Below are 11,439 nucleotides of genomic sequence, written 5' to 3' on the forward strand. Positions count from 1 at the left end.
AGGGAAAAAAATGAGAATATTTGAAAGTTTAGAATCTGAAGTAAGAGGATATATTAGAAGTTTTCCAACCATCTTTACTAAAGCAAAAGGGGCAATTTTAACCGATGAACAAGGGGTTGAATACATTGACTTTTTTGCAGGTGCAGGAACACTGAATTATGGACACAACAATGAACACATCAGTAAAGCATTGATTGAGTACTTACAAAACGATGGTGTTGTGCACGGCCTTGACATGGCAACAACAGCGAAAAAAGAGTTTTTACAAACATTTGAGAACCATATTTTAAAGCCAAGAAACTTGGAGTATAAAATTCAATTCACAGGACCAACTGGTACCAATGCGGTTGAAACTGCACTGAAACTCGCACGACTTGTAAAAGGAAGAAGTAACGTGGTTTCTTTTACCAATGGGTATCATGGTCTTTCACAAGGTTCATTGGCTGTAACAGGAAATAATGAGTATCGAGATGAGAGTTATATCAGTAGAACAAACGCTACATTTATGCCATTTGATGGATATTTTGGAGACTTTAATACATTAGAGTATTTCAGAAAGTTTTTAGAAGACAAAAGCAGTGGGGTCGATATACCTGCAGCCGTTATTGTGGAAACCATTCAAGGGGAAGGTGGTATCAATGTTGCTTCAGCTAAATGGCTGCAAGAGTTAGAGTCACTGTGTCGAGAGTTTGATATTTTGTTGATTATTGATGATATTCAAGTGGGTAATGGACGAAGTGGAGAGTTCTTCTCTTTTGAGTTTGCAGGCATCAATCCAGATATGGTAACGCTTTCTAAATCTATTGGAGGTGGACTTCCAATGGCGCTGTTACTCTTTAAACCACATTTAGACCAATGGAAACCAGGTGAACACACCGGAACATTCAGAGGAAACAACTTAGCGTTTGTGGCTTCAAAAGTATCTTTAGAACACTATTGGGAAAATGACAACATATCTAAAGCGGTAAAATATAAAGAGAAAGTCTTAAAAGAGGGCTTAGAGAAGATTGCAGCGAAGTATAAAGAGGATTATGACATTGAGGTACGTGGTCGAGGATTGGCGTATGGGTTTGAAATTAAAAATGACAAATCAATGGCATCGGATCTCTCTTCATTGGCTTTTGAAGAGCAACTTATTGTTGAGACATGCGGAAGCGAAAGTCATGTTGTGAAGTTCTTACCACCATTATTGATTGAAGAGGATTTATTGATTGAGGGTATTAAACGGTTTGAAACTGCCGTTGATAAACTGGTCAAAGACAGAAAAGAGAATTTAACAGGAGAATTTTAAGACCATGATTGTAACAGATATTAACAAAGATATTATAGGAACTGACAGAGAAGTTCATGCAGAAGGTGGACAGTGGACAAGCCGAAGAATGCTTTTAAAGTCAGATGGCATGGGATTTGCTTTTAATGAAACCATCATTAAAGCAGGTACAAAAACGCATATTCATTACCAAAATCATTTAGAAGCAGTCTATTGTGTGGCAGGGAATGGGAAGATTGAAGATTTAAAGACAGGTATCACACACGACATCTATGATGGCGTCATGTATGCACTGAATAATCATGATGAACACTATTTATATGGAGGAACAGAGGACATGAGACTTATTTGTGTCTTTAACCCACCATTAACAGGTAGAGAACATCACGATGAAAATGGAGTTTACCCTCTTATTGAGGACTAAAATGTCATTTATCTATATAAAAAACTATACACATATCTCTCGAGAGCTTAAAGTTGATTTCTTTAAGTTCGTGGATGAACACAAATCCTTTAAACTTGAGAGTCAAAAAATTCTTTTAAAAGAGAGTGCTTTGTTGATTCAATTGACCGAGGATTCAAATTTTGATGAGGCATTTGCTTCCATAAGAGAATTTTTTCAACGTGATACCAATGTCGAAGTTGAAGTAGTGGAGAAGATTTTACAAGAGAACAACAGTTTGATTCTGGTGTTTTCCAATAACCAAATCAAAAGGATTGCTTGCTAATGAGACTATTATCGTGGGGAATCAATGAATCATTGATCAATGATTTAGAAGAGAAAGATTTGTATATTTGTGATGTGGCAGAAGATGAATCCGATGCCCTTTATCATGCTGAAGTACGATACTATAATGCCATTTTAATCCGTACAGAGAGCTTGATAGTGTGTAAACGGTTTTTAAAAACCATTAACGCAAAAACCTGCGCCTTTATTGTTCTTACAAAAAATCAAGATAAAGCATTTGAACTGGAGTTACTCAAAGAGGGTGCCATCAGTGTCATACATGAACCTGTGTCAAATGAACTGGTCTTTGCCAAGTTACAATCTGTGCATCGAGAAAACTTTGTGCAACGCTTTAACTTTAAAGACTATTTTATCATTGATAAAGAGAAAAAACAGGTTGTAGACTTGTATGATAATAAAATCAATATCAAAGGAAAATCCTTTGAGATACTCTCTTACTTACTCAAAAACAGACATCTTCCAGTGATTTCTAAAGATGAGATTATCGGTGTATTATGGGATGAACCAGAGATGGTTTCGAATAACATCGTTGAAGTGAATATCAATCTTATACGAAATGAAATACGAAAAAACTTTGATTTAGATTTGGTCTCAACCATACGAAACAGAGGCTACAAAATCATAAATCATTCCAATAAATAAGGAAAAAACTTAATATGATAGTATGTAAATTTGGAGGAAGTTCTGTACAAAATCCTTCCCAAATTAAAAAAGTGTGCAATATTGTCAAAAGCGACAGTGAACGAAAAGTAGTGGTGGTATCTGCTCCTGGACGGGATGAAAAACACCATCAAAAAATCACCGACCACCTTTTGAATTTAGCAACGAAAGGGTATCATTTTGAAGAGCACAAAATAGACGTGAGTCAAAAGCAGAGTTATAATGCCATTATTAAAAAATATGAAGACTTATGTAAAGACTTAGGAGTGGAAGAGGAAATAATCCTGTACTCTTTAAAACAAGATTTAGAAAAATGCCCTTTAACGGGTGATAAAAAAGTGGCTTATTTTGTCTCTCGAGGAGAGCACTATAATGCAAAAATTATCTGTGAATATATGAAAAAAGAGGGTTTAAATATAGAGTTATGCTTGCCTGAAGAGGTGGGATTTATTTTAAGTGATACGTATTTAAATGGAAAAGTACTACCACAAACGTATGAAAACATAAAAAATCACTTCACGTTTGAAGATGAAAAACTCTATATTGTGCCAGGTTTTTATGGGATTACAGCAAGTGGTGATATTGCAGTGATGAGTCGTGGTGGAAGTGACTTAACCGGTGGAGAGTTGGCGTATGCACTGGATGCAGACCGATATGAAAACTGGACAGACACGAATGGGGTGTATGAAGTGGATCCTCGAGTTATACCAAGTGCCAACGTGATACCAAGATTGACATTTAAAGAGCTACGGTTGCTAAGCTCTAAGGGGTTCAATGTTTTTCATTTTAATGCGATGTTAAATTGTAAAAAAAGCAAAATTCCCATCAATATTAAAAACACCAATAACCCAGAACATGATGGTACATTGATTTTAAGTGAACGTGTACCTATGGAGGATTTAGTGGGAATTGCCAAACTTGAAAACATGGCTTCCATTCATATTCAAAAGGATATGTTAGGGGAAGAGATTGGCTTCAGTGCAGAGCTTTTAAAAATCTTTGGAGAGTTTGGTATTAATACGTATCACTATCCAACAGACAAAGATGATATTGCCATTTTAGTAGAACAAGAGGATTTAAAGGGTAAAATAAATAATCTCAGAAGGCAAATTGAAAAAAGGCTGAAAACAGATAACCTGTTTGTAACGTATAATCTGTCGATTATTACGCTTGTGGGGATTGGACTAAAAGAGAACTCTTTTGCAATAGTGGATGCTATTACTGCACTCAAAGAGAAGAATATTTCATTTGAAATGTTCGATATGAGTCCTTCAAAAATTTCCTTTCACATTGGGGTATCTCAAGCCATTTCAGATATTGCTTTAGAAATTTTACACGAGAAGATGTTAAACAATACAGGTGGATAAATGAAACAGAACCCTCTTTTAGTTGTAATGTTGTTTTTGGTGGTCATATTGACTTCATTGGTAGGAGCAGGTGGGTACATGGTCTATCAAAAGGGTTTGATGAATCCCAATATGCAAACCAGTGAAGTGCCAACAGAACAAACAGTTGATAAATATGGGGTTCCTTACTCTGAGTTGTATAACGCTTCTGTGGATGATATTGTTTTAAATATCACCAATGCCAGAGGGCGACTGAAGCTGATGAAGATTTCATGTACCATGAAAAGCGTGGATGAAAACATCGAAGAGATCATAAAAAACAATAAAGATGAAATCATTGATGTGATGATTTCACAAGTGGGACAACGAACCAGCGAAGAGCTTTTAACCATTGGTGGAAAAGAGCTTTTACGAGAAGAACTCTTAATTGAGTTTAATGATGTGATTAATGCTTTAGCACAAGCCAATGAAGATATCCAAAGCAACAACATCAAAGAGGTTCTGTTTACCACATTTGTTATGAAATAAGCAGATGAATCTACGCACGCTATATAAAACTCCTGAGGGAAAAATCTTCTTTTTAGGGGTTGTTTTAACCCTTCTTTTTCTCATTGCTCTTTTTTTAACTTACTTTTCTTCATTAGAATTGGCCAGTAAACTCATGGGTATTGTAGGTACAAATTTGTTGTTTGGACGCGCTGCAGGTTTGTCGTTTGGGTATGCTGTGGAGCTTTCTCAAAGTGTGATTATTCTTATGAATATTGTGGTTGAAGCCATCTTAGTGCTTTTAATTTATCCTTTGTTTATCTTCTCATATCAAAACTTGCTGCACATTAAGTTCTTGGAAACTTTTTTTAAAAAGGTAGAAACATTGAAAGTTAAATACCATGACCAGTTTATTAAATATGGAAAATATGGATTGTTCCTCTTTGTTTGGCTCCCTTTTTGGATGACAGGACCTGTGGTGGGAGCTATTATTGGATTTTTAATTGGTTTAAAACACTACACCACGATTGTGGTGGTACTTTTAGGAACTTCACTTGCTATTGTAGTATGGGCGCTGTTTTTAAATCAACTGACCAGCTTTTTACTCACCTTTAGCAGCAGTGCGATTTGGATTTTGTTTATTTTGATTATTGCCATTGTGGCATTTATAAAATTGCAAAACAGGAACGTTTAGGCTTTTTTAATAAAGAGTGCTAAAAATGAGAGCAGTGCAAAAAGGCTTGAGTATAAGAAGAGATTCTCTCCATATAACCACCCAGCAATTACTGCACCTAAGAAACCACCCAACCCATAAGCAACACCATACATAAACTGTTGTGCGAGTTTTTTGTTGCTGTATAAAGAGTATAAGTAGATAATCACAGCACTGTGGTACAGACCAAAAGAAAAAGCGTGCATACTTTGGGTGATAAACGTAATGGTCAAAGACTCTGGAAATGCATAAAGTAAGAACCATCGAAGTGCGGTCATGGCAACTGAGAACTTGATGATGACCAATAAATTATTCTTTAAAATAGGGGCTTGGAAATAAAGCATCACAATCTCACACAATACTCCTAATGTCCATAAATACGAAGTCATCTCTAAACTGATACCGTGTTCGGTTTCATAGATAGTAAAGAAGTTATAAAAACCTCCAAAGCTCATCTGCATCAAAAAGATACTCAACCAAAATGGCCAATATTTTAAAAATGAGAAGGGTTCATGCACTGTATTTGTTGATTCATGCTGCACATCATATGTGAGTAGAAGCAGTGAAAAAATCACGGTTAATATGTTTGTAGCTAAGTAGTAATGCAGAGCAATATAGGGATTGGTTAAAAACTGTGCGAGTACGAGTGATATAAGCATAAATCCAATTGAGCCAAAGAGTCTGGATTTACCGTATCGCTCTTTTCCTAACTCTTTTAAAGCTATGACTTCAATGTAAGGCAGAATCAGACTCAAACAGACTCCCAAAATAGCATTGTTAAACATAAACGCATAGAAGTTATCAATGGTAAAGTAAAAAAGCGTTGAAGAGAGCACGGAAAGAAAGAGTGCTTTTTTAAACATGCTTTGGTCAAGCTTGACGTGTTTTAAAAACAGAAATGGTGTTGCAAATCGCATTAATGGTGCAAGTGCAAAGATGATTCCAATGTGTGCTGGAGAGTAGCCTATATCATGCAGTACTTTGGGTAAAAAGATGATATAAACCCCAACGGCTGCAAAATAGAAAAAATAAAATGCTGAGAGTTTAAAAAAAAACATCAATCATTCACAACATAAGTGTGTGAAAAAATGTCTTGAAAGGTTCGTTTGTCTTTTCTGAAAAAAGGGATGAGCATTAAAATAAGTGACACAACACTCAAAAGCGTGGCAACATATCTTATGAGTACTTGAATAAAGTTTGGACGTTGTTGGTCATGGTTGACAATCTTTACATCATAGGCTTTCATTCCGGGGGTTTGATTTTTGACTGCCCAGAAAAAAATAATAACGATACTGTGCATGAATAGAATAAGCAACCATCCTGTGGTTCTGTCTTGTGCAAAGGCTTCACCACTTCCCATGATCAAATAAACTACCAGATAAAAAATAGGTGTAGTGATTAAAAAGGTGTCTGTTAAAAAAGCTTTTAACCGTGCAGAGAGAGGAGCAATGGGAAGAGTGTTTGAAGAGGTGTTTACCTCTTCCTCTTTAGACGTTACTTTACCTTGCTTTATATCTCTCCATTTGGCCATTAGTTACCTCGACTACCTGGCTTATAAGCAACACTTCCCTCTTTACACATTGGACAATCTTCAGGAGCATACATCTCAAATGTAAAATCATCCAGTGCAAACAGTGGTTTGTCTAAAGGCAATTTGCAGTTATCTTTGGCTTGGATATCGCTTCCTATTCGTGAACAGAAACCTCGGTTTGCTAATGCAGCGTATGCTACAATTTCACCCCCATCTTGTTCAACTTGTTTAGCGGCTTCTAAAGCACTTCCACCTGTGGTAATAATATCTTCACAGATGATATACTTTTCACCCTCTTGTACTTCAAATCCTCGTCGGATTGTCATCTCTCCATCCACACGTTCTGCAAAGATGAATCGTACGTCAAGGGCAGTTGCCAATGCAAAACCAGCAATCAATCCACCTAAAGCAGGAGAGCATACTGCATCCACTTGAATACCTGCTTCTTTAATTTGTTTAGCTAAAGCTTCAGCTAAAAGCTTCGCAGTTTTAGGGTCTTCTAAAACCTTTGCAGATTGTAAATAAAACTGCGAATGATTTCCACTGCTTAATTTGAAGTGACCTTCAAGTAAGGCTTGAGCATCTTTATAAATTTGTTCTACGTTCATATCTTTCCAATTATACTTTTAAAATTTCTGCTTCTTTAGCTTTGAATGTGTCGTCCGCTTTTGCAACATAAGCATCTGTGATTTTTTGGATTTCGTCTTGAGCTTTTTTGTTCTCATCTTCTGTAATTTCTTTATCTTTATGAAGCTTTTTCACTTTGTCATTGGCGTGTTTTCTTACGTTTCTGATAGCTACTTTTGCATCATCGGTCATGGCTTTTGCTTGTTTTGCACTCTCACCTCTTTGCTCAACGGTCATTGGAGGGAAGAAAAGTTTAATGAAGTCACCATCATTGTTTGGATTAACACCAATGTTTGCTTCTTGAATGGCTCTTTCTATGTCATGTAAAAGGTTTTTTTCCCATGGGTTTACTGCAATGGTAGTTGCATCAATTGCGGTAACTGAACCTACTTGGTTCAGTGGGGTGGGTGTCCCATAATAATCAATTGAAACGCCATCTAGTACTGCTGGACTTACTTTTCCTGTTCGTACTGTTTTGTAGTGTTGTTTTAAAGCCTCAATTGACTTTTCCATGTGTTCTTTTGTCTCTTGATAGATTTCTTCTAACATGTGTATGCTCCTTACTGTGTATTTATTTAATTAAAAGTTTGTTTGAAACGGTATAGTAGTCTGTACTTAATACGACTCGGACTCGATTCTTTTTAAGTTCAATGTTAACAACTTCGTCGATTATACCATTTTTTACATTGATATCTTTCCATGTTGAACCCGTAACATAGAGTTTGATGTTTTTTATTTTTGGGTCGACTTTTGCAACCACTCGTTTGAGTATATTATCTTTTGGATACTCTTTGGGTTCCATCCATTGTACATCTAAAGTGTTGTATCGAAGTTTTTGCTTGATATTGACTTCACCTACTAAGGCAATTCGGTTTATATCTTGTACATTACTTCTTTCGTTAATCGAACCATTGTTTTGATTTAAAATGGCATCAAAACCAAAGCTTTTAATGGCTTGAGCTACTTGCTCATTATACTCTCCGTAAGGGTAGACATAAATTGAGGGTTTGTAGCCTAAATGCTTTTGGAAAAGTTCAATCCCTTTTTGTGTGTCTTCTTTTATTTCTTGGTCAGAGAGTTTGGTTAAATGCGGATGGTCATAAGAATGAAGAGAGATAGAACCATACTTTGAAGCTTCTTTTACTTCGTCCCAACTCATAAAGTCTTGATACCCTTTTTGTGTTGCTTTCACATAGACTGCTAGTGAAAATGGGTAGTTGTATTTTTTAAAGATAGGCAGACCGTTCTCATAAAAGCTTTTGTATGAATCATCAATGGTTAGGGCAACCCAATTACTAGGTACCTCTTCTTTCTTTTTAACTTTTTCAATGATTTGTTCAACTTTTACCACTTCATAGTTGTTCTCTTTAAAGTATTGAAATTCTTTTTCAAGCTCTTCAAGTGAGGTATTGGTACTGGCATGTTGGGCATCACCAAATCGGTGATACACAAAAATGTGAGCATCCGCAAGGATGTACAGATAAGAAATAGCTAGAAGGAGTAAGACTCGCATATCTAACTACTTATTGGGTTATTTTGAAACAGGAGCAGCAGGTGCATCTGGCGCAGCTGGTGCACTTTGTGTTTGTGTTGGAACCGGCGTTGATGGAATAAGTGTATCCGTTTGAACGGTATCTACAGCACTTTTTTGTCGTTGTTCATTGTAAGTGTATCCAAGTACTAATGTGTTGATAACAAACGCTAAACCAATGATCATTGTCGCTTTTGTTAAAAAGTTTGCAGGCCCTTTTGCTCCAAACAAAGACTCGTTACTTCCACTGTATGCTCCAAGACCAATGCTTGAACTTTTTTGAAGTAATACAGTAATGGTTAAAATAATTGCTAAAATAAATTGAACTACTAAAAGTGTAGATGCCATTGTAAATTTCCTTTTTGAAAAATGGGTTGTATTTTACCCAAAATTTATTAAAGTTAAGTTAAGATTCGCCTTATGTCAGTAAAAAATGAATTCTCCAAATACGCCAATCAATACAATTCGCATAATATCATACAACAAATCGTTGCCAAATCTTTGGTGCGTGAATTGGAGTTTGAACCCAAACGTATTTTAGAGTTGGGGTGTGGTTCAGGACAAATTTACAGACAAATTTACTGGAATGTGGATTACTATAAAGCCATCGACTTCTCCTCTTCAATGTGCGAACTGCACCCAAAGGGTGAAAACATTGAAGTACAATGCCACGACTTTGATACACAAAGCTTTTTAGACTCTATTAAAGATGAACAGTATGATTTGGTTCTCTCTTCTTCGGCTCTTCAGTGGTCAAAAGATTTGTCTAAAATCACACATATATTAAGTCAAGTAGCATCTCAAATGCGCGCGGTGTTATTCACTTCTAATACCTTTAAAACCATACAAACCATTTCTCAACAACCATCACCTATATTAAGTGAAGCAAAAATTAAAGAGGCGTTTAGTGCTTACTTTGAGTGTGAATTTGAAACGATACTATATAAATTAGAGTTTGAGAATAAAAAAGAGCTTTTTGATTATATTAAAAAGTCAGGGGTGAGTGGTGAGAGCAGTTTGGATTTTAAAATGGCTAAAAAGCTTTATAAAGAGTATGACTTAAACTACTTAGAGTTTGAAGTGATTTTTGTCAAAGCTTTCTCTAAATCATAGAGTTCATAACGAATATACTTAAAAGTTTCACTGTTTTGAACACTTTGAATTTTGGTAAACTCTTCTAATACGCGGGCACTCTCTTGAGCGCGTTTAAAATTCGCAATCATAACACTGTATATATCTTGTCGAGTCTGTTCTGAAGCAGTGGATTGTTTGAGTACATCATTTTTAATATCACGTGAATCAAGCAGTGCTTCATAACACTCAAGTCGTGCTTGGTGTCTTAACTCTTTGAGTCGTGAGGCAAGGGTTTTGTCATTATAGATGTATCGGAACATATCTTCTACTACACGAATACCTTCACGCAGTCGATTTAAGTTGGCATCAATAAGTCTGAGTTCGTTAGATGGAATCATGAGGATAAAGAACTTAACTCCGTAAAGGAGTTAAGTGTTTGTTAGTCATCGTTGTTAAAAATCCCAAGGATTTGTAACAATGAGATGAACAGGTTAAAGAAATCCAAGTATAAAGCAATCGCTGCTTCAACAGGTGTACTGAAACCACCTTTAATAATTTGTTGCGTATCATAAAGAATAAAAGCTGAAAATAGAACAGCTCCTACCATTGCAATCCCCAACTGTAAAAGTGGCGCTTGGATAAAGATGTTTGAAATAGACCCAACCACTAAGATGATAAGTGCGATGAAAAGCATTTTTCCCATTCCACTAAAATCTCGTTTTGTAGTCAATGCAAACATTGAAATTCCCCCGAATGCTACTGATGTCATTAAAAATGCTTGTGCTACAATAGATGCACCACCTGGCAAGTTAAACACAGAAGCAAGAAGTGGCGTAATTGTTAAACCACTTACAAATGTAAACCCGAATAAAACCGCTAAGTTTATACCTGGTTTATTTTTTACTGCAAATAAAGCAAACAGTAAAATGAATTCTAATATTACTAATCCCCAGTACCAACTAGCAATTGCAGATACCATGTCTAGTCCAATGTATGCTCCAGCTGTTGCTGCTAAAAGCGAACCTGCAAATAGTTGATAAGTAGATTTTAAAAAGCTCATCAAGTGTGCTTGAGAAGCTTCGTGTGAATGCTCTTGTGAATTTTGGTGAGATAAATAATCTCTATTATACATATTATGTCCTTTCATTATATGATATATATAACGCGATAATTTTAATATGTTACACTTAATAACAGCTTTAAATCTATAAATTAACTCCTAAATATAATAAATGACAATTCATAAAACAATGTAAGATAAACCATAAAGAAGTCACATTGTATAAACGCCCTGAAGAGTACTAAAATGCGACAATAAACATTTTTCAAAATTTAAGCCAATATTTAGATTAAACCCTTGACAAGGGGTAAGAATTTGTCTATAATTCCCGTCCAATTTCAGAGGAACGATAGAAAGTTTTGGTCTGAAGAGTTCTTTAAAAGAAGAGGTTTGT

General features: G+C 35.7%; 17 protein-coding genes. 8 read left to right on the forward strand and 9 right to left on the reverse strand.

Annotated elements, in window-relative coordinates; all coding sequences use genetic code 11:
- Window positions 1–10 precede the first annotated feature (10 nt).
- Genes ectB through CRV04_RS06750 form a run of 7 tightly spaced genes read left to right on the forward strand, consistent with a single transcriptional unit; the run spans window position 11 to window position 5,204 of the window.
- Window positions 11–1,291, forward strand: coding sequence for a diaminobutyrate--2-oxoglutarate transaminase (gene ectB / locus CRV04_RS06720; protein ID WP_128996057.1), 1,281 nt, complete (start codon window positions 11–13; stop codon window positions 1,289–1,291).
- Window positions 1,292–1,295: 4 nt separating this feature from the next.
- Window positions 1,296–1,694, forward strand: a complete 399-nt coding sequence (locus CRV04_RS06725) for an ectoine synthase (protein WP_128996058.1) — start codon at window positions 1,296–1,298, stop codon at window positions 1,692–1,694.
- 1 nt (window position 1,695) lies between these two features.
- Complete coding sequence (locus CRV04_RS06730) at window positions 1,696–1,998, forward strand: hypothetical protein (protein WP_128996059.1); 303 nt, start codon at window positions 1,696–1,698, stop codon at window positions 1,996–1,998.
- The gene (locus CRV04_RS06735; protein WP_128996060.1) at window positions 1,998–2,660 is read left to right on the forward strand and encodes a winged helix-turn-helix domain-containing protein; all 663 of its coding nucleotides are present in this window, start codon (window positions 1,998–2,000) and stop codon (window positions 2,658–2,660) included. The genes CRV04_RS06730 and CRV04_RS06735 overlap by 1 nt, the downstream gene beginning before the upstream one ends.
- 14 nt (window positions 2,661–2,674) lie before the next feature.
- The gene (locus tag CRV04_RS06740; protein ID WP_128996061.1) at window positions 2,675–4,045 is read left to right on the forward strand and encodes an aspartate kinase; all 1,371 of its coding nucleotides are present in this window, start codon (window positions 2,675–2,677) and stop codon (window positions 4,043–4,045) included.
- Complete coding sequence (locus CRV04_RS06745; RefSeq protein WP_128996062.1) at window positions 4,046–4,552, forward strand: flagellar basal body-associated FliL family protein; 507 nt, start codon at window positions 4,046–4,048, stop codon at window positions 4,550–4,552. It abuts the gene before it with no gap.
- Between the two features lie 4 nt (window positions 4,553–4,556).
- Window positions 4,557–5,204, forward strand: a complete 648-nt coding sequence (locus CRV04_RS06750; protein ID WP_128996063.1) for a small multi-drug export protein — start codon at window positions 4,557–4,559, stop codon at window positions 5,202–5,204.
- On the opposite strand, the gene CRV04_RS06755 is transcribed toward CRV04_RS06750, so the two are convergent.
- The 6 genes from CRV04_RS06755 to secG are packed head-to-tail and all read right to left on the reverse strand — an operon-like array spanning window position 5,201 to window position 9,259.
- The gene (locus CRV04_RS06755; protein WP_128996085.1) at window positions 5,201–6,280 is read right to left on the reverse strand and encodes an MFS transporter; all 1,080 of its coding nucleotides are present in this window, start codon (window positions 6,278–6,280) and stop codon (window positions 5,201–5,203) included. The genes CRV04_RS06750 and CRV04_RS06755 overlap by 4 nt on opposite strands.
- Entirely contained in the window at window positions 6,280–6,753 is a 474-nt protein-coding gene (locus tag CRV04_RS06760; protein WP_128996064.1) for an RDD family protein, read from the reverse strand. Before CRV04_RS06760 ends, CRV04_RS06755 begins: the two co-directional genes overlap by 1 nt.
- Window positions 6,753–7,361 (reverse strand): orotate phosphoribosyltransferase, encoded by a 609-nt coding sequence (gene pyrE / locus CRV04_RS06765; RefSeq protein ID WP_128996065.1) that lies wholly within the window; start codon window positions 7,359–7,361, stop codon window positions 6,753–6,755. The genes CRV04_RS06760 and pyrE overlap by 1 nt, the downstream gene beginning before the upstream one ends.
- A gap of 10 nt (window positions 7,362–7,371) precedes the next feature.
- A complete protein-coding gene (gene frr, locus CRV04_RS06770; RefSeq protein WP_128996066.1) occupies window positions 7,372–7,929 on the reverse strand; it encodes a ribosome recycling factor in 558 nt (185 codons plus the stop codon).
- A 22-nt stretch (window positions 7,930–7,951) separates the two neighbouring features.
- The gene (locus CRV04_RS06775) at window positions 7,952–8,893 is read right to left on the reverse strand and encodes a polysaccharide deacetylase family protein (protein WP_128996067.1); all 942 of its coding nucleotides are present in this window, start codon (window positions 8,891–8,893) and stop codon (window positions 7,952–7,954) included.
- An 18-nt stretch (window positions 8,894–8,911) separates the two neighbouring features.
- Window positions 8,912–9,259 (reverse strand): preprotein translocase subunit SecG, encoded by a 348-nt coding sequence (secG, locus tag CRV04_RS06780; RefSeq protein WP_128996068.1) that lies wholly within the window; start codon window positions 9,257–9,259, stop codon window positions 8,912–8,914.
- Between the two features lie 72 nt (window positions 9,260–9,331).
- Between secG and CRV04_RS06785 the strand changes: the two genes are divergently transcribed.
- A complete protein-coding gene (locus CRV04_RS06785; RefSeq protein WP_128996069.1) occupies window positions 9,332–10,024 on the forward strand; it encodes a methyltransferase domain-containing protein in 693 nt (230 codons plus the stop codon).
- On the opposite strand, the gene CRV04_RS06790 is transcribed toward CRV04_RS06785, so the two are convergent.
- The 3 genes from CRV04_RS06790 to CRV04_RS12970 all read right to left on the reverse strand — a co-directional run.
- Window positions 9,976–10,383: a thiamine-phosphate pyrophosphorylase gene (locus tag CRV04_RS06790; RefSeq protein ID WP_128996070.1), complete on the reverse strand. Its 408-nt coding sequence runs from the start codon at window positions 10,381–10,383 to the stop codon at window positions 9,976–9,978. The two genes, CRV04_RS06785 and CRV04_RS06790, sit on opposite strands and share 49 nt — an antisense overlap.
- A gap of 41 nt (window positions 10,384–10,424) precedes the next feature.
- Window positions 10,425–11,117 carry a Bax inhibitor-1/YccA family protein gene (locus CRV04_RS06795; RefSeq protein ID WP_128996071.1) on the reverse strand — a complete coding sequence of 231 codons (693 nt, stop codon included), beginning with the start codon at window positions 11,115–11,117 and terminating at the stop codon, window positions 10,425–10,427.
- A 141-nt stretch (window positions 11,118–11,258) separates the two neighbouring features.
- Window positions 11,259–11,439, reverse strand: a 181-nt coding sequence (locus CRV04_RS12970) for a hypothetical protein (RefSeq protein ID WP_228126496.1), incomplete at its 5' end; no start/stop codon positions are given.

Source organism: Candidatus Marinarcus aquaticus (assembly GCF_004116335.1).
Lineage (GTDB): Bacteria > Campylobacterota > Campylobacteria > Campylobacterales > Arcobacteraceae > Marinarcus > Marinarcus aquaticus.

What these genes read in the sequence shown, in the direction of transcription:
- CRV04_RS06730 (WP_128996059.1), top strand. Translation starts at nt 1,696, where the DNA reads ATGTCATTTATCTATATAAAAAACTATACACATATCTCTCGAGAGCTT.
- CRV04_RS06725 (WP_128996058.1), top strand. Translation starts at nt 1,296, where the DNA reads ATGATTGTAACAGATATTAACAAAGATATTATAGGAACTGACAGAGAA.
- CRV04_RS06755 (WP_128996085.1), bottom strand. Translation starts at nt 6,280, where the DNA reads ATGTTTTTTTTTAAACTCTCAGCATTTTATTTTTTCTATTTTGCAGCC.
- CRV04_RS06745 (WP_128996062.1), top strand. Translation starts at nt 4,046, where the DNA reads ATGAAACAGAACCCTCTTTTAGTTGTAATGTTGTTTTTGGTGGTCATA.
- pyrE (WP_128996065.1), bottom strand. Translation starts at nt 7,361, where the DNA reads ATGAACGTAGAACAAATTTATAAAGATGCTCAAGCCTTACTTGAAGGT.
- CRV04_RS06750 (WP_128996063.1), top strand. Translation starts at nt 4,557, where the DNA reads ATGAATCTACGCACGCTATATAAAACTCCTGAGGGAAAAATCTTCTTT.
- secG (WP_128996068.1), bottom strand. Translation starts at nt 9,259, where the DNA reads ATGGCATCTACACTTTTAGTAGTTCAATTTATTTTAGCAATTATTTTA.
- CRV04_RS06760 (WP_128996064.1), bottom strand. Translation starts at nt 6,753, where the DNA reads ATGGCCAAATGGAGAGATATAAAGCAAGGTAAAGTAACGTCTAAAGAG.
- CRV04_RS06735 (WP_128996060.1), top strand. Translation starts at nt 1,998, where the DNA reads ATGAGACTATTATCGTGGGGAATCAATGAATCATTGATCAATGATTTA.
- frr (WP_128996066.1), bottom strand. Translation starts at nt 7,929, where the DNA reads ATGTTAGAAGAAATCTATCAAGAGACAAAAGAACACATGGAAAAGTCA.
- ectB (WP_128996057.1), top strand. Translation starts at nt 11, where the DNA reads ATGAGAATATTTGAAAGTTTAGAATCTGAAGTAAGAGGATATATTAGA.
- CRV04_RS06795 (WP_128996071.1), bottom strand. Translation starts at nt 11,117, where the DNA reads ATGTATAATAGAGATTATTTATCTCACCAAAATTCACAAGAGCATTCA.
- CRV04_RS06785 (WP_128996069.1), top strand. Translation starts at nt 9,332, where the DNA reads ATGTCAGTAAAAAATGAATTCTCCAAATACGCCAATCAATACAATTCG.
- CRV04_RS06790 (WP_128996070.1), bottom strand. Translation starts at nt 10,383, where the DNA reads ATGATTCCATCTAACGAACTCAGACTTATTGATGCCAACTTAAATCGA.
- CRV04_RS06775 (WP_128996067.1), bottom strand. Translation starts at nt 8,893, where the DNA reads ATGCGAGTCTTACTCCTTCTAGCTATTTCTTATCTGTACATCCTTGCG.
- CRV04_RS06740 (WP_128996061.1), top strand. Translation starts at nt 2,675, where the DNA reads ATGATAGTATGTAAATTTGGAGGAAGTTCTGTACAAAATCCTTCCCAA.